The 20667-nt window shown below is 69.7% G+C and carries 18 protein-coding genes; 12 read left to right on the top strand and 6 right to left on the bottom strand.

Translation table 11 applies throughout. From position 1 onward, the window contains the following. Positions 1–85: 85 nt before the first annotated feature. The 6 genes from P1P70_RS20440 to P1P70_RS20415 all read right to left on the bottom strand — a co-directional run bounded on the left by P1P70_RS20440 (position 86) and on the right by P1P70_RS20415 (position 7664). Positions 86–757: a hypothetical protein gene (locus tag P1P70_RS20440; RefSeq protein WP_319239831.1), complete on the bottom strand. Its 672-nt coding sequence runs from the start codon at positions 755–757 to the stop codon at positions 86–88. Positions 758–2191: 1434 nt separating this feature from the next. Continuing rightward, a complete protein-coding gene (locus P1P70_RS20435) occupies positions 2192–3391 on the bottom strand; it encodes an ABC transporter permease (protein WP_319239829.1) in 1200 nt (399 codons plus the stop codon). 295 nt (positions 3392–3686) lie between these two features. After that, a complete protein-coding gene (locus tag P1P70_RS20430; RefSeq protein ID WP_319239827.1) occupies positions 3687–4733 on the bottom strand; it encodes a nucleoside hydrolase in 1047 nt (348 codons plus the stop codon). Positions 4734–4843: 110 nt separating this feature from the next. Continuing rightward, entirely contained in the window at positions 4844–5779 is a 936-nt protein-coding gene (locus P1P70_RS20425) for a hypothetical protein (RefSeq protein WP_319239825.1), read from the bottom strand. Positions 5780–5787: 8 nt separating this feature from the next. Continuing rightward, complete coding sequence (locus tag P1P70_RS20420; RefSeq protein ID WP_319239823.1) at positions 5788–6477, bottom strand: hypothetical protein; 690 nt, start codon at positions 6475–6477, stop codon at positions 5788–5790. 149 nt (positions 6478–6626) lie between these two features. Next, positions 6627–7664, bottom strand: coding sequence for a peptidoglycan DD-metalloendopeptidase family protein (locus tag P1P70_RS20415; protein WP_319239821.1), 1038 nt, complete (start codon positions 7662–7664; stop codon positions 6627–6629). A gap of 184 nt (positions 7665–7848) precedes the next feature. Here P1P70_RS20415 and P1P70_RS20410 point away from each other — a divergent pair, with 184 nt between their 5' ends. The 12 genes from P1P70_RS20410 to P1P70_RS20355 form a co-directional block, all read left to right on the top strand. Next, complete coding sequence (locus tag P1P70_RS20410) at positions 7849–8400, top strand: DUF6668 family protein (protein WP_413471501.1); 552 nt, start codon at positions 7849–7851, stop codon at positions 8398–8400. After that, complete coding sequence (locus tag P1P70_RS20405; RefSeq protein ID WP_319239817.1) at positions 8397–8678, top strand: hypothetical protein; 282 nt, start codon at positions 8397–8399, stop codon at positions 8676–8678. The genes P1P70_RS20410 and P1P70_RS20405 overlap by 4 nt, the downstream gene beginning before the upstream one ends. 195 nt (positions 8679–8873) lie before the next feature. Beyond that, complete coding sequence (locus P1P70_RS20400; protein ID WP_319239815.1) at positions 8874–9170, top strand: hypothetical protein; 297 nt, start codon at positions 8874–8876, stop codon at positions 9168–9170. A 35-nt stretch (positions 9171–9205) separates the two neighbouring features. Further along, entirely contained in the window at positions 9206–9976 is a 771-nt protein-coding gene (locus tag P1P70_RS20395) for a hypothetical protein (protein WP_319239813.1), read from the top strand. 1 nt (position 9977) lies between these two features. Beyond that, entirely contained in the window at positions 9978–11162 is a 1185-nt protein-coding gene (locus tag P1P70_RS20390) for a hypothetical protein (RefSeq protein ID WP_319239811.1), read from the top strand. Positions 11163–11272: 110 nt separating this feature from the next. Then, positions 11273–12766, top strand: a complete 1494-nt coding sequence (locus P1P70_RS20385) for an SCO6880 family protein (protein WP_319239809.1) — start codon at positions 11273–11275, stop codon at positions 12764–12766. Beyond that, complete coding sequence (locus tag P1P70_RS20380) at positions 12763–14265, top strand: ATP/GTP-binding protein (protein ID WP_319239807.1); 1503 nt, start codon at positions 12763–12765, stop codon at positions 14263–14265. Before P1P70_RS20385 ends, P1P70_RS20380 begins: the two co-directional genes overlap by 4 nt. Then, a complete protein-coding gene (locus P1P70_RS20375) occupies positions 14262–16019 on the top strand; it encodes a type IV secretory system conjugative DNA transfer family protein (RefSeq protein ID WP_319239805.1) in 1758 nt (585 codons plus the stop codon). The genes P1P70_RS20380 and P1P70_RS20375 overlap by 4 nt, the downstream gene beginning before the upstream one ends. After that, entirely contained in the window at positions 16016–16402 is a 387-nt protein-coding gene (locus tag P1P70_RS20370; RefSeq protein WP_319239803.1) for a DUF4913 domain-containing protein, read from the top strand. Before P1P70_RS20375 ends, P1P70_RS20370 begins: the two co-directional genes overlap by 4 nt. Positions 16403–16582: 180 nt before the next feature. Continuing rightward, complete coding sequence (locus tag P1P70_RS20365) at positions 16583–17911, top strand: hypothetical protein (RefSeq protein WP_319239801.1); 1329 nt, start codon at positions 16583–16585, stop codon at positions 17909–17911. Positions 17912–18583: 672 nt separating this feature from the next. After that, positions 18584–19123, top strand: coding sequence for a hypothetical protein (locus P1P70_RS20360; RefSeq protein ID WP_319239799.1), 540 nt, complete (start codon positions 18584–18586; stop codon positions 19121–19123). A gap of 14 nt (positions 19124–19137) precedes the next feature. Then, positions 19138–20667 (top strand): glycosyltransferase family 4 protein (locus tag P1P70_RS20355; RefSeq protein WP_319239797.1); only part of this gene is annotated, 1530 nt, incomplete at its 3' end.

Raw genomic sequence — 20667 nt, 5'->3', positions numbered from 1 at the left:
GGCGCCGGCTCGGGGCTCGTCCGTGCGGGCGGGTCGCAACCGGGCGCCGGCCCGGACGGGTCCTCTGTCGTGGTTGCCGGTGGAGTCACTGGCCATGGGCGTAGGGGGCGGAGTCGAGGGCGCGGGCCCGGTCGGTGAGGCGGGTCATGCGGGTGCGGGCCTTCTCCAGTTGCTCCAGGTCGTCGGCGGCGGGGCCGGCGTCCGCGGCGAGGTCGGTCCAGACGGCGATCAGTTCGCGGCCCAGATGTAGACCCTGGAGCGGGTCGCGGACCGCCCGCCAGGCGGCCGCCGCGCTCTGGATGTTGCCGTACGCGGCACGCTGGTCGCGCATGCGGTGCCGGAGGCCGGCGAGGTCGAGGGAGAGGTGGAACGAGCGGAGGGCGTCACCGGCCAAGTAGGCGATGTAGGCGGTGAGTTCGCGGAGCTTCAGCACCTCGGGGTGTTGGGGGCCCAGCGCGACGGTCGCCTGGGCGACGGTCTGCTCGGCCATCTCCGCGGCCTCCTGGATACGGCCCAGCTTCACCGCCTCGTTGATGTGGGACATGGGCTCCGCGAAGAGGGAGGTCGTACCGCCGCTCGTCCCCTCCAGCTCCAACACGGCTTCAGCCACCCCGTCGAACTCCCGGACCGGGGCCGGTTTGGGACCGGGGTCCTCTTCCTCGACCTTCCACTCGGGAGCGACATAGGAGTCCGTCGCGGACTCCTCCGGAGGCGCGAGCACGGGTGCCGGCGCCGAAGGGGGCACGATCGCGGGCATCGGATCGGAAGACTGGTTGGGGGTCGGCGGCCAGGGTCGCGGCTCAAGCGACGCAGGACGCACACCGCGGTCCGAGGTGAAAGCCGGCTCCTGACCCTGGCCCGGCTGCCACGGTTGCGGATCCGCGGCCCGCCCCGGGGCGGGGATGAGTTCGGTCACCGGGCCGAACTCACCCGTCGGGGGTGAGACGGTACCGATGGCCGGGGCCGGGTGCCGACTTCCGGCAGATGACGGATCCGCCCCGCCTGCCTCGGCCGTGGTGCCGGGCGGGTCCTGCGAGGGCCTCGGGGCCCCGGGGGACTGCGCGAGTGGACCGTCCTTCGGTTCCGGGATCTTGCGCAGGACGAACGTCGACGGCGCGACGGCACCCGTCGACGGCTCCGATGGCCCCTGCTTCGCCCTGGGGAGAGGCATCGTCCGGGGCTCTCCGGACGGGCGCCCGGATGTCCCGGGAGCGATGGACTCCGCCGCAGCCGTCGGCTCCACCGCCGACAACCGCATGGTGCTCGGCTCCCGCCTCGTCCGAGAGGCGAGGTCGCCGTGTGCGGAGTCACCGCGCTGTGCCTCTGCGTACGGGACTTCGGAAGCCACCACCGGCTCGGCAAGAGGTGTGGCTTCAGATGCGGGGCGCCCGGCGGCCGCGTGCCCCGGCGCGGGCACCCCTGCCGAGGCGGAAGGCGCGCCCGCCACGCTCGGTGCGTGCCACACCTCGGGCTCATGCCGCACCTCGTCAAGGGCGCCAGGCGCGGCTACGGCCGCAGGGCCGACCGCTTGTTCCGGTACCGCCGACTCCGGTGCCGCCGACTCCGGTACGGCACGCAGGATCTGGGTCGACCTGTCGCGGCGGACTGTCGGCGAGATCTCCGGACGCGCGGCTGCCATGGCGGTCTCGGACACCTGCCCGCCGACAAAACGAGGCGCGACCGCGTCCCCGGCCTGTGGCTCGGCAGTCGCCTCGCCGACGTGCCAGGGCTCTGCCACCCGTACGGGCTCGCCGGCGAACTGGCTGGCACCGTCCACGCACACACGCAAGGGCACCACATACCCGATGCGCTCATCGTGCACCGTGGCGTGCACGGGGTGTCCGGCAGCGAGGGCGATCCGGTGAAGGTGCCGAAGGACGGCGTCCTGGATCTCCTGGCCGTGCGACGCGACGACCGACACGCCTCCGATCCAGGCAGCGCCCGCCCCGGGGCCGACCGCGGGGACATGAACATCGACCGGCACCGCCGCCGGGGCGGCCGAGGATGCCGAACGCTTCCGTTCCGTCTTCTTCTCCCGGCTGGGTCGACGCATCTGTTCCCTCACTCTGTCGTGCCGGGGAACCGGCCCCACACTTGGTCCCAAGTCTTCCGGCTCGCCTACGATTTCACGTCACCACGGCGTCACAGACACGTCGCAGAAGCCTGGCCGGCTCGGCCTGGTGGTCATGATTCAGCGCTTCGGCCCTCCCCTGTCGCTCCCCGGCGGTGGTGGCCCGGGCTGTCGAGGTACTCGCCAGGAGCCTGCGCCGGTAGTCCTGCCGGTCTGCTGGTTCGCGGAGTTCTGCGCACCCGGAGTGCCCGGAGACCTTCCCTTCAGGTGAAGTCCGGCGGCCTTGGCCACCGACGTTCCCCCACCTCCGGCCTGCGGCGAGAGGGAACCACCAGCGGCGGTCACGACCCCGCGCAGGTGTTCCTGCGGTGTCTTGCCACTGCCGGGCGCCGGCGTCGTGGCGTCCTTGGCGAACCGCTTCTTCTCCTCGAGGGTCTTCACCTCGCCGAACCGCTTCCAGAGCGGTTCGGCCGCCTGCTGGTTCACTCCTGCGTGCTTCAGTGCTTTGTCCAGGTCCTTGACGACGTTCTTGTCGCCGCGCCGGACGAAGCTGTCCAGGACAGTGGAGAGCCTGCCGTCGGTCTGCCCGTCCCTGGACACCCAGGACCGCACCTGGTCGGTGAACCTCTCCCGCGACTGCTGGAGTTCGCCCTTCCAGTCGCGCCCCGCGTCTCGACTCCGTGCGGTCTCGACCGCGCTGTCGTGCACGGCGAGTACAGCGGCGGCCTTGACGGCTTCGCGCACCTTTGGATCGCGGTACTGATCCGCGACACGGACCGGATTGATGCCCACCAGCGGCTGCGGGTCGAACTGTTGCGGTAACTGATGAGGGCCCTGCGCGGTGATGTTCACCGGACTGCCCATCGGCCCGTGCAGCGTCTCCTCGATCACCCCGAGTGCGTCCTGGTTGCCGAAGGTCTGCGAACGCTGCTCCGGAAGGTACGACTGCGGAAGCCCCTGCCAGACGGCGTCCGGCTCCTGGTGGAAGACGTAGCCCTGCTTCGCCTCGGGATGCGGGTCGTCCGGGGAGAGCGCCAGGAACGCGTATCTGCCCTGGATCTCCGTCTGCGGATAGGCCGCCGTCATCAGTTCCTGAACCGTGCCCTTGAAGCTGGTGTCCACCACGGTCACCGAGCTGTCCGGGAGCCCGACAGGGACTCCCGAGGCGCGAAGGTAGTCCGTGAGGTGTCGGTAGGAACCGTCGACGTCCGCCGGGTCCACCTTCTTGCGGGCGCCGCGGAATGCCTCCGCCTCCGGGAAGCTCGCTCCGGCGTTCTTCTCCAGGTCCTGGAGCGCCGCGTCGACCACGGCCCTGGACACGACGACCTCGCGGCAGTGCCGGTCGAAGAACTCCGGATCGAGCCCCGCACGGCCGCAGCGAGGCTGTGACCGTCCCGCCCGAGGAAGGCGACGACTCGGTCGGGGTTCCGCCGGACGTCGGCCCGCAGGTCGTCCAGTATCTCCGCGGACACGGACACCATGAACGGCGCGCTGTGCTCGCGGAATGCCTGGTATGCCTCCTCCACCGCCTGCCGCTGCGCGGAGTCCTCAAGCCGGTACGCCGCGTGGATGTCGGCCACCTGGCCGTACAGTTCGTCAACGGGGCGCAGTGCCATCAGGCCTGCTCATCGGCCGGTTTCCAGGCCGGGTCCAGCCGTTGGGAGAGCCACCGCAGGAAGCCGGGGTAGCGGGCGGACAGGCTCAGCCAGACAGGTACGCCGGTTTCGGAGCGGGTGGTGCGCCCGATACCGTCCAAGGCCACCGGCATCTTGTCGAACTCGACGAAGGGCAGTTGGAGCACGGCCGACAGGGTCAGTGCGTCGTGCTGGATGGTGCCCGGGTGGAATCGTTCGAACCAGTGCCGCATATGTGCCGCCAGCAAGGCGCCCCAACCCGGAGCGCCGGGTGCGGCGAGAGCTCCGAAGACCGGGTGGTCGGCCGTGATCTCAATGGCGGAGGTGAAGGTGACCTCTGAGGTGACGAAGTACGGCGTCGGCAGCAGGCCCTTGTGCACCGCGTCGAAGACCCGGTGCACGGACGGCACATCCAGCCGGAAGTTGTGCTCGGCCCGGCTGGGGTCGCGATAGTTCAGGGCACCGCCCATTTGGGTGACGTGGAGCCGGGAGGCCAGTTCGGGAGCGGCGTCCAGAACCAGTGCGAGATTGCTGAGAGGGCCCATACCGACCCACTGCACGGGCCCAGGCACGGCCGCGCACAGGGCGCGCACCGCCGCCACCACATCGGCCGGCTGGGCAGGGATCTCGTCGGGCACCAGACCGTCCGCGCAGAAGTACCGGGTGTCCCCGAGGGAGACACCCGAAGCGACCGCGACATCCGTGCGGCCGGTCAGGTCCAGCAGGAACCTGGCGAACCTGGCCCGCTCGCCGTAGCCGACGGCCGGTCCGGTCTCGTCGCCGGTGAGCACCAGAGCCAGTCGCGGCAGGGAACGCGCCGCCGCCACGACGGCCAGTGCGTCGTCGGCGTCACCACCGATGTCCGTGTCGATGATGACCGGCGCAGAGCGGAGGTCCTCCGGCCAGTTGCCGGTGGCCTGCATACGGGCGCTCAGTTCATCCAGGCCCGTTCCCGGAAGGGACTCACCGGATTCGACGAGGGCACGCCACTCTGCTCGGATCTCCTCCCGGGAAACAGGCTCGGTCACGGCTCTCGCCCATGTCCACCTTCCCTCCGTCCACGGCGATGTCGCCGTCCTCCGTACGACCGCTGCCGCCGTCCGGTCGCATGACCACATTGTCCCAGCCGGGGCTGACATCACGGTCTGTGGTCATGTGCGTGCGATCTCTCGGCGGAGGGGCCGCCCGCGCGTGCGCGTTCGGTGAGGCGGCCCATGCGGGCGCGGGCTGCCTCCAGTTGCTGCATCTCGGCCGCTGCTGGGCCGCCGCCCTCGGCCAACTCGCTCCACAGACCGATCAGTTCATGTCCGAGGGCCAGGCCCTGCGCCGGGTCTCGCACAGCTCGCCACGCGGCGGCCGCACTCTGGACATTGATGTACGCCCGTACGTCTCCCCGCTCCCGGTGGATGCGGGCGAGACTCATGGACAAGCTGAACGATCGGTGTGCATCACCGGCCAAGTACGCTATGTAGGCCGCCAGTTCGCGCAGCTGTAGCACTTCGGGGTGCTCCTCGCCCAGCGTCTTCGTCGCCGCCGCGATACTCTGCTCCGCCATCGCCGCCGCCGACTCGATCCGGCCCCTCTGCACGGCCTCGTTGATCCGCATCACGGGCTCGGCCAGGAGCGACGGGGCGACCGATTCGGCGGGGGTGGGCGCAACCTCGGGTGTGGGTGCAACCGTGGCTGCGGGCGGTGGGGCCGGTGCCGGCTCCGTCGGCGCGGCGGGGGCTCGTAGGTCCGCCGTCTGTCGCGGTGCGGCGAACCGGACCGGCTCGCCCGCGAAGTGACTCGATCCGTCAGCCACCACCCGGAGAGGGGTGCTGAACCCGATCCGCTCGTCGTGAACCATCGCGCTCACCGTGTGTCCCGTGGCGAGAACCAGCCGATGCAGATAGTTCAGTACCGCGTCCTGCACGCTCTCGCCCGGGCCCGCGACGACGGGCAGGCCGCCCACGGTGACCTGCCCCTCCACCGGCACGTGGACCTCGATGGGGGTGAGCCCCGGCCCGGCACCCTGCCGAGGCTCGGGGCTGGTGCTGTGGCGTTGCCTGTCGGCGCGACCGAATCTGGGCATCGCTTCCCTCACTGGGCGGAAGAGTCGGTGGACGTGCCGGTGGCGGAGGCCGACGGGCTCTCCGGGCTCGGCGGGTCCACGGCCTCGACCACGTTCACATCATCCACACGCCATGCTTGACCGGCAGCCGAACGTACCAGCTTGAGATAGGCGTTGAGCCGCGGGCCTCGGCCGGTCCACCCGTCCCTGCCCTGCGCCTCGCCCTCCACGACGAGGTTGCGGTAGGCCACCTTCTTGCCGTCCCGGGGTGCGTCGTCCTCCAGTTCGACACTCACCGTCACAGTGGTCCATGCCCGGTGCCGTGCCCAGACGTTCCAGTCGTCCCCCGGGCCGCTGGCCGCCCGGTAGGACCGTTCGACGGCGGCCCTGCGCTTGGTGCACCAGCGGGTGGCCCGCAGCACCGCGTCGTGCGGGCTCGCGTCGTACTTGGTGTCGTAGCCGTACGCCAGCTCGGCCCACGCCTGGGAGACAGCGGTGGCGTCGTCGCCGTCCACGTCTCTTTGCACTGGCACATGCGCGTCGAGGCCCAGGGCCTTTCCGGACGGAACCGGCGCCTTGGGCGCGACGGACGGCTGCGCCGACGCCGACGACCCGCCACCCTGACCAGTGGTGTTCTGCCGCTGGTCGGGCAGCGCGCACCCGGACAGCAGGGCGAGGCCGGTCGCGGACGTCAGGAGTCCGGCCACGGTCCTGCGCATCGCGCGCCGGGGGAGTGTATGTCCGACGGACCGGTCCGCTCGGGCTGCGATCGGGCGGCCGGCGGACCGCTCGGCCCGTGTCCCGGCCCGTACCGAGGCCCGGTCACTCACTCGTGTCCCCGCCGTCCCCATGACGTCCCCCTCTTCCACTACTTCAGCCCCAGCCACGGCGCGGGATCCACGTACTTGTCATTCTCCGTGACCTCGAAGTGGGCGTGCGGGCCGGTCGAGAATCCCGTGGAGCCGACCGCTCCGACCCGCTGACCGACCTTCACCTGCTGTCCCACGGAGACGCTGATCGCGGACATGTGGTTGTACGTCGTGGTGACGGTCTTGCCGTTGATCGTGCCGTGCGCGATGACCACGCGGTTGCCATAGCCGTTGGACCAGCCCGCGAAGGTCACCTTGCCGTCGAGGGCCGCGAGGAACGGGGTTCCGGCCGGGGCCGCGAAGTCGATGCCCGTGTGCAGTTTGTAGACGCCCAGGGTCGGGTGCATGCGCATGCCGTACGGAGAGGTGACCACCAGGTCGCCGCGGAGCGGCCTGGCCATCCGCTGACCCGCGGGGATCTCACCCGGCGGATCGTCGACCGACTCGTACTTGGCGATGAGTGACTTGATGCGAACGACGTAGTTCTGTGTCTCGGTGTACGGCGGTATGCCGTGGTACTTCTCGACGGCGCCCGGGCCGGCGTTGTACGCGGCGAGCGTCAGGTCGAGGGTCTCGCCGGCCGCCTGCCCGTTGCGCTTGTATCCCTCGATCTGCTTGGCGAGGGCGCAGTCATAACGCCCTTGCGCCATGATGGCGTCGCCCGGGTCGTACGGCGACACACGGCCGTTGCCGTCGTCGTCCCTGCCCCAGGTCTTCCAGGTGCCGGGCATGAACTGGGAGAGCCCCTCGGCGCCCACCGGCGACTGGGCGTTGGGGTTCCAGCCCGACTCGGCCTCGATCTGGGCCGCGATGACGGCCGGTTTGATCACCTCGCACATCGCGCCGGCCTTGAGGACCCAGGGGACGTACTGCGCGGGCACGGACCCGTCGCTGAGACCGCCGCCGCCGGTACCGCTCACCTCGGCCGCGGCGTCCCCGCCGCCGCCCACCCCGACCATCATGACCACAGGCAGGATGACCATCGCGACACCGCCGCCCGCGATCCAGGCGGTCGTGCTTCCCCCGCTCTGTGACATCCGCTCCCCTCAGCGTCAAGTTGTAATGTGATGCGAACAGTTGAGTCTCACGGGTCACGGCCTTCGCGTAAGTAACCACCCGGTCACGAAAGTGTCCCAAGGCATCACATGCCGTTACCCGCCTCTCTGACATCAGAGATGATCAAACTGTAAGCCGCTAACGAGATATGAGGGGGAGTCGGCGGTGCAGGGGAACGCCCCGAGTGGACCGGAGATTTGGCTCCGGGGGCCGGTGACCACACCCGAGCAACCGACGTCGGCTCCGCTGACCGCGGAAGCGGAAGTGCCCTCGACCCCACACCAGTTGGCCTGGCTGGCCGCGCACGGTGGAGCGGGTGCAACGACGCTGGCAGCCGTCTTCGGCGGGATCGACGCCGGTCGCACCTGGCCCCGCCCCGATCAAGGGGAGCCGAGCTCCGTGCTCCTGGTCGCCCGTACGCACGCGGCCGGCCTACAGGCGGTGTCGTGGACACTCGATCTCTTCCGTCGCGGCGAGCAGCCACCGGGGCTGGAACTCGTCGCCGTGGTACTGGTCGCGGACGCGCCGGGGCGCCTGCCCCGTCAACTGCTCCAGCGCATCAAGGTGATCGGCTCGGCAATCGAGATCCACCGGGTGCCTTGGGTGCCCGCCTGGCGGACGGGGGATCTCACCGTCCGCCCGCCGGGAGAAACAGCCAGGCTCGCCGATCTGATCGCGCCGCCCGGGCAAGAGACACACACGAGGAGCGACCGATGAACGTCGGAATGACGTTGGCCACCCTGGCGTACGAACCTCCGGCGGACACCACCAAAGGCCTCAACCAGGTCCTCGGATACCTCGCCTGGCTGGTCACCGCAGCAGGCGTGGCGGGCCTGCTGATCGTCGGCTCCCGCATGGCCGTCGCGCTGAAGTCGGGCGACGGTGAGGAGCACCTGCGCGAGTACGCCGTCGTACTGGGCGCGTGTGTCATCGGAGCCTGCGCGGGACCCATCGTGGAGTTCCTCGGATTGGTGGGTTTCTGGAACACCGGGTGACCAGCCCGCGATTCGACGCCGATTGATTGTCACGAACATGCCACCACGCCGTGGAGATTCCCTACAGCCCTTGGTGCTGCCGGGCTTCCACCGCCAAGCTCACTTCGCCACCACGGGCGGGCCGCACGACCGGCCGGCCCTCCGAACCTTCAGGAAATCCGTCGGCCCGGCAGCCGACCGTATCGGGGAGAAGCCATGTTGAAGACCCTTGCAGCCAAGACCCAGCACATCTTTCTGGCGGAGACGGCCGTCCCGGACCCCGGCGCGGAAGCGCCGAAGGCACTCACCGACAAGGTCGACACCGTCCTCGGCCTCCTGGCCTGGGTGGGCACCGCGGCCGGTGTGGCCGGCGTCCTGATCACCGGAGCGATGATGGCGATCTCGATGCGCCGGGGCGAGGGCTCGGAACACATGGGCCGCCTCGGCATGGTCCTCGGCGGCTGTGTCCTGGTGGCCTCCGCCGGCCCTGTCGTCAACTTCGTCTTCGGCTGATCCGGTCAGGGCCAGGTCAGAAAGGAAGTACCACCATGGTGAACTCCGGCCGGTCACGTGGGGGCAGCGGGGAGTGGGAGCAGCCGTTCTGGCAGCAGAAGGGCTGGATCCTGTCGGCCGGTTTTCTGCTGGTGCTGGTTGTGCTCGCCGCCGTCACGCTGATGACCAGTGGCGGCGACGGGTCAGAAGCCTCCGGGTCCCCCACCCAGGCACCGACCGCCACCGTTTCCGACGGCGACGAGAGCAAGGGTGAGGACGACCGGCCTGCCGGCTGCCGCACCGACGACAGCGAGCAGGAGAAGCCGACCACGGCTCCGAAGGACATCTACTGGAAGGCCGGCGGAACCCAGCTGGTGCCGGCCTCCAAGTCCTCCGGTCCCCTCAAGTTCGACGGCCCGGTGTGGTCCTGTTTCGCGCACACCCCGATGGGGGCTGTGTTCGCGGCCCACGCCATCACCAACAACTTCGGTCTTGAGGGCTGGCGCGAGGTCGTCGAACGACAAGTCGTCCCGGGCGCGGGACGAGACGCGTACATCGCCAGACGCTCGAAGGAACAGGAGGAGTCGGATTCGGGCCAGCCGAGCGAGGAAACCTTCGCCGGCTTCGCCGTCCTCGCGTACAACCAGAAGGAGTCGACGGTGATGATCCTGGGGCGCATCCCGAGCGTTGACAGGTACGGCTCCCTCTCCGTGACACTGCGCTGGCAGGACGGCGACTGGAAGGTGCTCCCCGACCCCGACGGCACGATCTACGGAGGCGTGTCATACACCGACGGGACCAGCGGCTTCATCACATGGGGGACGTGAGATGGCGGACTGTCTCGAAGAGCCCTTGCAGTGTCTGAAGGACGGCATCAAATACCCCTTCGAAAAGGTCGGCGAGACCGCTGCAGGCGGCGCCGTGGAGGCCTTCGCCAAGGCGATCGGTACCGCCGCGTCGGAGACGCTCCAGGCGCTCAACGGTATCTGGATGGAGGTCAACCTCGAGGACCCGACCAGGCCGACCTCGGACATCTATGGCACGACCAGTTGGCTGGTCGGCTACGTGGCCGTGGCGAGTCTGCTCGTCGCGGCGATAAAGATGGCCCTCGACCGGCGAGGGGAGCCCATGAAGCAGGCGTTCATGGGCATGTGGAAAGTCCTCCTGGTGGGAGGGCTCGCGGTTCCCGCGGTGCAGGCGCTCTCCACCGCCTCGGACGCGTACGCCAAGGACATCTACAAGAAGTCCGAGCTCGGCGACACGGCAACCACGCTCCTCGGCGTGTCATACCTGACTTCGCCCGGGCTCGTCCTCATCTTCGGCCTGCTGGTCATGCTGTCGTCCTTCGTCCAGATCTGCCTGATGTACATACGCATCGGCGTGCTCATCATGCTGGTCGGCACGTTGCCGCTCGCCGCGGTCTCCTCGATGACGGGGTGGGGCGAGGGCTGGTGGAAGAAGCACATCGGCTGGCTCGCGGCCTGGCTGCTGTACAAACCGGCCGCGGCTCTGATCATCTATTCGGCCACCGCCATGACCAAAGGGACGAAGGACCTGCACCAGACCATCGCCGGCATGGGAATGCTCATCCTCTCCGTCTTCGCTCTGCCGGCCCTGCTCAAGTTGATCGTCCCGGCCACCGCCGCGCTGGGCGGCACGTCCGGTGGCACGGTCACCCTCAACGCCGTCAACAACATGGCCAGCGGCGCGGTCAGCATCGCCGGTGGTGCGGGTGGCGGGTCCGGTGGCGGTGGCGGTGGCACACCTCAAACTGGTGGGTCCGGGCCGAAGGGTTCCCCGTCCGCCGGGGCCGGCGCTCCCGCTGCAGGGGCCGGCGGATCCGGTGCTGCTGCCGGTGGTGCCGCCGCCGGAGCAGCCGCAGGAGCCGCGACGGGTGGTGTGTCCGTGGCCGTCCAAGCCGCAGCAGCAGCCGCGCAGACCACGGTCGCCGCCGCGAGCGAGGTGGCCAACTCCCTCGATGACAACGACGGGATGAAGGGCCACAACCAATAATCCCGTCGGCCCGCCGACACCAGTCCATGCCGGGCCGGGAAACATCCCGGCCCGGCTTCCCCTCTTTGTGCCAGCCATAACGCCGTGCAAGCCGGAAGAAGGAAAACCCCATGTCGTCCGACGCCATGACGCGTCCCACGTACGGGAACTGGCGGCGCCCCCGCCGCCCCGGATTCGGCCCGCTGGGCCTCCTCGGTACCGTCGTCGCCTTCGGTGGGCTCCTGGTGGCGCTGCTGGCTTCGCTGGTCTCGTTGATGGCTGCCGTCGCCGTCCTCGTACCCGTGGGGCTCTTCCTCGCCCCGCTCGCCCTGCGCACGATGGACGGCCGCAACGTCTATCAGCTGCTCGCCATCCGCATCGGCTGGATGAAGCGCAAGGCGAACGGCTCGACCACCTATGTCTCCGGGCCGCTCTCCCGCCGCCCCGGAGGCCGCTTCCAGCCGCCCGGTCTACTGGCCCGTACCAAGATGTACGAGGGCCGCGACGCCTACGACCGGGCGTTCGGCGTGATCCACCACCCGGGCCGCAACCTCTACACCATCGTGCTCGCCTGTGAGCCCGACGGCGGCTCCCTGGTGGACCCCGAGCAGGTCGACGTGTGGGTGGCGTCCTGGGGGGACTGGCTGGCCCGGCTCTCCCACGAGCCCGGTCTGCGCGGCGCGCAGGTAGTCGTCGAGACCGCCCCGGACACCGGTACCCGGCTCGCCGCCGAGGTTCTCCCCCGTATCTCGCCGGACGCCCCCGCCGCGGCCCGCGCCGTGATGGAGGAGGTCGTCCAGCGCTATCCGTCCGCCTCCTCCGAGATGCACACCTACATCGCGCTGACCTACGGTCCGACCGGTGGCCCCAAGCGGGACACCGACGACGTGATCACGGACCTGTCCATGCGGCTTCCGGGCCTGCTGTCCGGGCTGGTCGCCGCGGGCGGCGGGTCCGCGTACCCGCTGTCGGCCGAACGGCTCGCCGAGATCGTGCGCGTGGCCTACGACCCGGCCATCGCCCCGGACGTGCTCAGCGCCCGCGCCGAGAACGCGACGACCGGGCTGGAGTGGGCCGACGCCGGCCCCGCGGCCGCCGTCGAGACCGTCAACGCGTACAAGCACGACTCCGGTGTCTCGCGCACCTGGATGCTGACCCTCGCACCGCGCGGCACCGTCCGCTCCAGTGTGCTGCGCGGTCTGCTGGAGCCGGCCGCGGGCACCCGCCGCAAGCGGGTCTCGCTGATCTACCGGCCGATCGACCCCGCGACCTCCGCCCGGATCGTGGAGTCCGACCGCCGTTCCGCCCACTTCATGGCGAGTTCGCGGGGCGGCCTCGTCGAGGCACGCGCCACCTCCGAGGTACGGGCGGCGGAGCAGACGGCGGCCGAGGAGGCATCCGGTGCCGGTCTCGTGGAGTTCTCCATGATGGTGACGATCACCGTCGACAACGAGCAGGAGCTGGCGGACGCCTCGATCACCGTCCGCAACCTCCAGGCGTCCTCGCGCATCCTGATGCGTCCGGCCGACCGCATGCAGGCGTCCGCGTTCACCTGCACGCTGCCGGTCGGCCTGCTGCCGTGGGAGCACACCCTCGTTCCGTACCAGGTCAGGGAGGCGCTGTGAGCAAGGACAGGCAACAGCGGCCGGTGCGCCCTGCGACGGCCCCGCCGCGCGGCTGGTTCGGGCCGGGCGGCGGCCAGGTCGGCCATGTCGACCCGCCGTCGATGTGGCGGGCGACGACCGTACAGGCATGCGGCCTGTGGCCGTTCGCGGCCGGATCGGGCGCGCCCATGACGGGCGTACCGCTCGGCCAGCACCTGCACACCGGCGCGACCGTGTGCGGCGACCCCATCTCCTGGTTCACCCGGGCCCGTTACATCTCCAACCCCTCCCTGTTCATGCTCGGCATGCCGGGTCTCGGCAAGTCCACGCTGGTGAACCGCATGCTGATCGGCATGGCGGCCACCGGAATCACACCGCTGGTCCTCGGCGACCTCAAGCCGGACTACGCGGACACCGTCCGGGCGCTCGGCGGTCAGGTGATCTCCATCGGCCGAGGCGTCGGCGGCATCAACGTCCTCGACCCCGGCGCGATGGGCGAGGCGGCGGAGCGGATCGGCGGGGACCGGGGCCGGATCCTGGCGGCGGAGGCACACGGCCGGGTCCTGAACATGGTCGCGGCGCTCATCACCATCGTCCGGGGCCGCCCCATGGACGACCACGAGCAGTCCGTCCTGTCGGCCTGTCTGCACCATCTGACGGAACGTACGGAGCCGGGGAAGGCCCCGCTTCTCCCTGACCTGCTGAGGGTGCTGGACGAGGGACCGGACCGGGTGCGCGCGGTCACCCTCGACCGTGGTGACCAGGCGCGTTACCAGGAGGCGGTCGACCCTCTCCACCGTTCGCTCCTCGGCGTCCTTGACGGCCCACTGGGCGACACCTTCGCATCCGAGACGTCCACCCGTATCGATCCCACCTCACCCGCCGTCTGCGTCGACATCTCCCGAATCGGTGAGGCCGACACCCAGCTCACGGCCGCGGCGATGCTGGCGGCCTGGTCGGACGGTCTCGGCACTGTGGCCGCCGCCCATGCCCTCGCGGACGCCGGGCTGGCCCCGCAACGCTGGTTCTTCACCGTCCTCGACGAACTGTGGCGACCGCTCCGGGCCGCCTCCGGCATCGTCGAACGCATCGACGCCCTCACACGCCTCAACCGCTCCCTCGGCCTCGGCGACGCGAAGATCACGCACACCCTGAAGGACGCCGAGGCCCTCGGCAGCGAGGCTGACCGGGCCAAGGCGCGCGGCTTCGTAGAGCGGGCAGGCATGGTCGTGTGCGCGGGGTTGCCGCGCACCGAGATGCGTGAACTGGGCGAGATCGTCGGCATGTCGGAGCGGGAGATCGAGCTGGTCTCGTCCTGGTCGTCGCCGCCCGGTTGGGCCAGTACGGGCGGCAACGAGGAGCCGCCGGGCCGGGGCCGCTTCCTCATCAAGGTCGGCGGCCGTCCCGGCATTCCGATCAAGGTGTCCATCACGGACACGGAGCGCAACCTGCACAACACCAACAACCGGTGGACCGGGAACAAACTGAACCTCGCGAAGCCGAGGGAGGCGTCGAGATGAGCACCCGCCCCGCACGCAAGGGCCAGTCCGCCGGCGACGACCTGCTGCCCTGGATCATCCCGGGCGTGGCCGTCCTCGTCGGCGGTGCCTTCGCCGGCGCCTGGCTGGGCGGCACGCTCGGCGCGGCGGTGTCCACCGGCGGCTGGAATCCGCCGCCGTTCTCGCTGGACACCCTGGCGACCCTGGTCCAGGACGGCCCGCAGGAGCTGTGGCCGACCGCGTCGAGTGGTGCGGTGACGGCCGGTATCGCCACCGTCTTCGGCGTGTTCATCGCCCTCGTCATCACCCTGATCGTCCTCGTACGGGGCCGGGTGAAGCGCCCCTCCGGCCTCGCCGGCCGCAAGGAACTGGCCGGCCTGCTCCCCAAGGGCGCCGCCGAACGGGCGCGCGCCCTGCGCCCCTCACTGGCCAAGTCGGCCAAGCTGGACCCGGACCAGACGGGCAACCTGCTGGGCAATCTGGAGCCCAACGGGCCCGAGCTGCGCTCCAGTTACGAGGACGTCGAGCTGGACCTGATGGCCCCGCGCGCCGGAAAGTCCACCGGCATCGCCGTACCGCGCGTCCTACGCGCCCAGGGCAGCGTCCTGCTGACCTCCAACAAGGCGGACGTCTACAGCGTCACCCGCGCCGAGCGCGAACGCGCGGGCCAGGTCTGGGTGTTCGACCCGCAGGACATCGCCCACACCCCGCGCGCGATGTGGTGGGACATGCTCGCCGACGCCGCGACGATCGAGGGCGCCCGTCGCCTCGCCGGTCACTTCGTCGGCGCGGTCAACGACGACGCGTCGAAGCGCGATTTCTGGATCTCGGCGGCGCAGAACACGCTCACCGCTCTCTTCCACGCCGCCAACAGGGGCGGGCGTGGGGTGGGCGAGGTACTGGCGTGGCTCGCCGACCCGGCCGACCGCACCCCCATCGACCTGCTGCGTGACGCGGCCATGCCGGCGCTCGCCGACCAGTTGCAGGGCACCATCCAGGGCGCCGTGGAGACCAGGGACGGCATCTACGAGACGGCCCGCCAGTGCGCGGCCTGTCTCCTGGACCCGGCGATCGCCGCCTGGGTGACGCCCGACCCGGAGATGCCGCAGTTCCTGCCGGAGCAGCACGTGCTCGCCCCCGACACCCTGTACCTGCTGTCGAAGGACGGCGGCGGCTCGGCCGCGGGCGTCATCGCGGCGGCCGCGGACTCGGTGCTGCGCGCGGGTGTCGTGGCCGCTGAGCGAATGGGCGGCCGTCTCGACCCACCCATGACCGCGATCCTCGACGAGGCCGCCAACGTCTGCCGCATCTCCGACCTGCCCGACCTCTACTCCCACCTCGGCTCACGCGGCATCAACATCGTGACCCTGCTGCAGAGTTACCGCCAGGGCGTACGCGTCTGGGGCGAGGCCGGCATGGACGCCCTGTGGGGCGCGGCCACCATCAAGCTGCTGGGCGCCGGCCTCGACGACGCGGACTTCGTCGAGAAGGTGTCCCGGCTCGTCGGCGAGCACGACGTGTCGACGGTCAGCTACTCCAAGAGCAGGGACGGCCGCTCCCGCTCCACGTCGTACCGCCTGGAGCGCATCCTGCCCGCCGACCGTATCCGCGCGCTCCCCAAGGGCACGGCACTGCTCCTGGCCACCGGCATCAGGCCCGCCATGGTCAGACTCCGCCCCTGGTACGCCGAACCGGGCGCCGACCGCATCCAGGCCGCCGCCCAGGCCGAGGTGAAGGCCATCACCGCCCGCGCCGCAGAGAAGGCCGTCCGATGACCACAGCCCAGGAACCAGCCGAAGCACCACCCTTCATCCTCTACCTGGACGGCGAGGACTACGCCGAGGAGATGCGCAGCCTGGCCATGTGGGTGTCCGACCTCCTGCTGCCGGTATACGGCCGCGAGGTCACCTCCCAGCAGCCCTGGTGCCCACGCTGGTGGGAACACCTGGAAGCGGTAGCCCGCCTCCACGGCCTGTGGCTGGCCTGGCAGGAGTGCACCGACCCGTCCGCCGGCGCCTCGGGACCGGCCATCTGGCACCGGGACCACCTCGGGCCCGTATTCGCTGAACTCCGGTCCCCCACCGGGCCGTTCGCGGGGTGCAAGGAGGGCAGCCATCGGGCGAAGGCGGTGCCGGTGGTCGAGGCGTACGACGGCTGAACCGCGAAGCCACGAAAGACGAAGGACCCTGATGTGCCGGACCGATGCGCCACGGGTGACGCCTCTGGTGACTCGTCGTCTCATCTCGTGTCGACCGTGACGATGCGATGCAGAACCACCGCAAGTCATCGGCCTGGACTCGGACCACCATTGCGTGACACCCAGTTGGAGGAACAGTACATGCGCAGGACGAAGGCAGCCGTTGCGGCGACCGCCCTGGCCGGGCTACTACTCGCCGGCTGTGGATCGGACGGGAACGGCGGCTCGCAAGCCGGCAAGGAAGACAAGAGCTCCGGTGAGAGCACCTCCCTCGCGAAGCTCGCGGTGCCCTCCGCGTACGACTCCGCCAAGGGCTGGGACGAGGAGATCGACTGGGTCACGGAGGACACCAACGCGGACCCGGTGACTACGGATGGAGAGACGGTCGCGTACATCATCCAGTCAGGCGACGGGTACGCGGTGCAGGCGCGCGACGCCGCAACGGGCAAGGTGCGGTGGACAGGTGAGCCGTATCGCATACCGACGGTGGAGAACGACAGATTCGGCAGCAGCGGCGCCCACGTAACCGCCGTCCGACAGGGCGACCGCAGCTACATCGTCGCCTGGGCGACCGGAGACACGGCGGGCGACGCCCTCACCAAGAGCGAGGAAGTCACGCAGGTCGACATCTACGCGGCAGGCGCGTCCGGCGACTCCGTCGCTCCGCTGCACCGCGTCTCCGTACCCGTCGAAGAGATCCCGAAGGACAACCTGGTCCGGGACGGCGGAGCTGGGTTGATGCTCATTTGGGATGACGAAAGTACCTCTCGCGTGACCATTGATCTCGCAACCGGCAAGTTCACGCCGTACTCGGACGACTCGCTCACCGACTGCGTCGAGCGCGCCTGTTCGAACGGCACGGTTGCTGCCCTCACCTCGAAGGGCCCCGTGGTGAATGGACGGTCGGGCGGATTCGTCGTTCCGGGCGCATGGACCGTTGAGGACATCGCGCCAAAGGGCGTCGACGTCAGCCAGTATTTCGTCAGCGGTGAACAGAACGCCGAACTGGTCGGCGTCCATGACGGCAAGTTCGTCGCCCGATGGTGGTCGGCCGACGAGGAGGCCACCGTCTGGTCCGCCCACGACCTGGAGAGCGGCCGCCTGCTGGCGAGCACGACATGCGTCAACACCTACGCATCCGCCGAGGCCCCCGTCCTGGCGTCTCCGAACGGCGCGTACCTCGCCCACGGTTCGGTCGTCCTTGACACCAGGACCGGTGACGGAGTCTGCCTGGGCGAGGACGGCACCCGCCGGGCTGTCGGCGTCAACGCCGTCGATGACGACGGCACCGTCTACGGAACGACCGACGCCGATACCAGGCCCATGGTCGAGCTGAACATGAGCACGAATTCACCGGAGATCCTGCCCGAGGGCACTGTCGTCCCTGCCGGGACGACAACAGACGGGGCCCTGTTCACCCAACGGGAGGACGGCGTGGGCCTACGCATCTCCATTCGGCAGAAGCGTTGAGCCCGGCCGCCCTGGATACAGGGGTCTGGTAGGACAAGATCACATGAGCCACGTCCCTTCCACACTCAGGAGCCGCATATGACGGACCTTCAGGCGGAGGCAGTCGCCTATGAGCAGTTGTATTCGGCGACGGCCCATATGTTGTGGGTGCAGGAGTACCCGGCCTGGCGACCAGGGTACGAAAGCGAGCGAGTGGGCTGGCCGCCGGAGCGCTGCGCTCCCTGGCGGGAGCTGGAGGCCCTGATGGCTCGGCCCGGCGACGTCGAAGCACCGCGACCAGGAGAACCCTCCGATCCGTCCCAGCATCTGATCTCACGCCGTGCGCCAAGCCGCGAGGACCGGCCGCTCGGCTTTGAGGAGGCTCTCACAGACTGGACGACCCGTCTGAACGCCGATCCGGGATACCTGGACGACGACAGACTGCGTCCCGGGGCCTGCGTCCTTGTTCCCTCGTCCCGGCACTGGATCACAACCTTCGCTTTGCGGGAACTCGCCTGGCGACTGGCTCCCGGCAGGCCCTCAGTGACCATCGGCCCCGACGCTGGGCGCCTGAGCTCACTCGCTCGCGAGGCAGCCGACTCGCTGCGATCCCCTTTGGGTACATCCACATCGGTCCCGCATTCACCAAGCGCCGCACCCTGGATCAGCCCCTCGTCCCGGCGTGTCAGCGACGTGCCGGATCTGCGGGTACGACTCGAACAGCTGCGCGGGGCGGCATGGCGGGCCGCAGAAGTCATCCCGTCCTTGGAGGAACTGAAGGCCAGCCCGGACTTCTCCCTGAGGGCAGGGACAGCTGTCGCCGCCTCCGACGTCCGCGCCCTGCTCGGTGGCCACTCGGTGCAGGTCTGGCGCGAGTACCTCGGCGGGGTCGATCCGTCCCGTCATCTCCTATGGGGTTCGTCCGCAGCCGGAGGTAAGGGAGATCCGGAACCCTTCTCCAAGGAGGCCGACGACTGGACCCACGCGTTTGCCGACGGCCCCGAGCCGTGGACGCCCACGGACTACCAGCGTCCGCCGGAGCGCGACCGAGGCGAAACCGAGGTCGTGCTGTCGGCCACGCGTGCTGCGGTGCTCGCCGAGCTGCTCGACGAGTTGGCGGTCCGTCTCAGCCCCGGACTGCGCAGCGGCATGATCCACTACAGCTCCTACGACCTGGCCCACTTCATCGGCGAGCGGTTCTGGCGTGAGCTCACCTCTCACGGCGGATTCTGAAGGAAGAGCTGCACGTGGTGAACGAAGAGCGTCAGAGAATCCTCGTGCTCTGTGACGAGAGCGGCAGAGGGCTGGGCGGCGTGCCCGTGTTCAACATGCAGATCAGTGAGGCCCTTGCGGCCCGCGGACACGACGTCACCCTCCTGACTGTCAAGCAGGTGGAGAGCGGCCACGAGGGAGTGACACTGCGTACTGTGCAGCCATGCCCAGAGAACGTCGAGGGGCGCGACTGGCTGGAGCAGCAGGTCACCACACAACACCCCACCCATTTCGGGCTGCCCGACCCACGGCAGCAGTCCTTCGACCTGATCGTCGGCCACTCACGGTTCTCCGGCCCTGCAGCGGTGGCCATCCGGGACACCTGGTACACCGAGGCGCGAGTCACTCACTTCCTGCACACCAGCCCGGAACGACTGCCCGGCTTCAAGTACCCCGACCGCCCCGACAAGGCGGCCGAAAAAGCCGCTAAGGACTCCGCTATCGAGCGGGCCATCATGAACCGCGCCGACATCCTTGTCGGCGTCGGCCCACTGCTGACTGATGAGGCGCGGAACCTGGCCTCGACCAATCCTCAGGTGGCATGCTCACACGAGCTCGTCCCCGGCACCGCCATCGAGCCGCTTGTCCAACGCGCACAACAACAAGGAGGACCGCTCCAACTGCTGGCCCTCGGGCGCGCGAACGACGAGCTCAAGGGGTTCGCGGACGCGGCCCAGGCCGTCAAACTGCTGAACGAGCAAGGTGTAGGGGTACACCTCACGGTTCGTGGCGTAGAGGATCAATATCTTCCCGGCATCCAGAAGAAGTTCGAGGCGTTGGGCGGCGACCACGTGACCGTGCTGCCCTTCTCCAAGGACGGCGCCGCGATCAGCAACGACATCAGACGGGCCGACGCTGTCATCATGCCCTCCAAACACGAGGGCTTCGGACTCGTCGCCACAGAGGCGCTCGGACACGGCGTACCAGTACTCGTCAACGAGGACAGTGGAGCCGCTCGCTTCCTGCAGGACGCGAGCCGGATCGCCCCGGAGCTGGGCAATACCTGCGTCGTTGCCGAACCCGCCGACCCGAACGTCCGCGTTGCCGAATGGGGCGCCGCCATCCGCCAGATGAAGGAGGAACTACCGCAGCGCACACAGCAGGCCGCCCAACTCCGCGAGGTCCTGAAGTCGTATTCCTGGGAGCACGCCGCGACCTCCCTCGTCCAGGCGTCCACCACGGCCCCTCCACCGGCCACCGGCCCAACGGCCGCACAGCAGGCACGCGCCACGATGCAGGGCCCCCAGGGCACGGTTCTCCTCACCGGCACCCCACCGGCACAGCCACCGAGGCCTCAAGGCACACCCACCACCCAGTCCCAAAAAGCCGCACAGAGCACGTCCACGGGCCCGCAGTCGCAAGCGACTTCCACGGCCCCCCAGTCCCCCCTCGCCAAGGCAGCCGCCCTGACCTCACGCGGCCGAAGCGGCGCGGGCACCACCGGTTCAGAGACTCAGAACACCGGCAATCCCCAGCAGGGTCCCACCACCTCCCCGGCCCCCCCC

This window comes from Streptomyces sp. MB09-02B (assembly GCF_033794485.1).
In the GTDB taxonomy this organism is placed as follows: Bacteria; Actinomycetota; Actinomycetes; order Streptomycetales; family Streptomycetaceae; genus Streptomyces.
The sequence above is the reverse complement of the archived record's forward strand: the minus strand, read 5'-3'. Positions and strand labels throughout refer to the sequence as shown.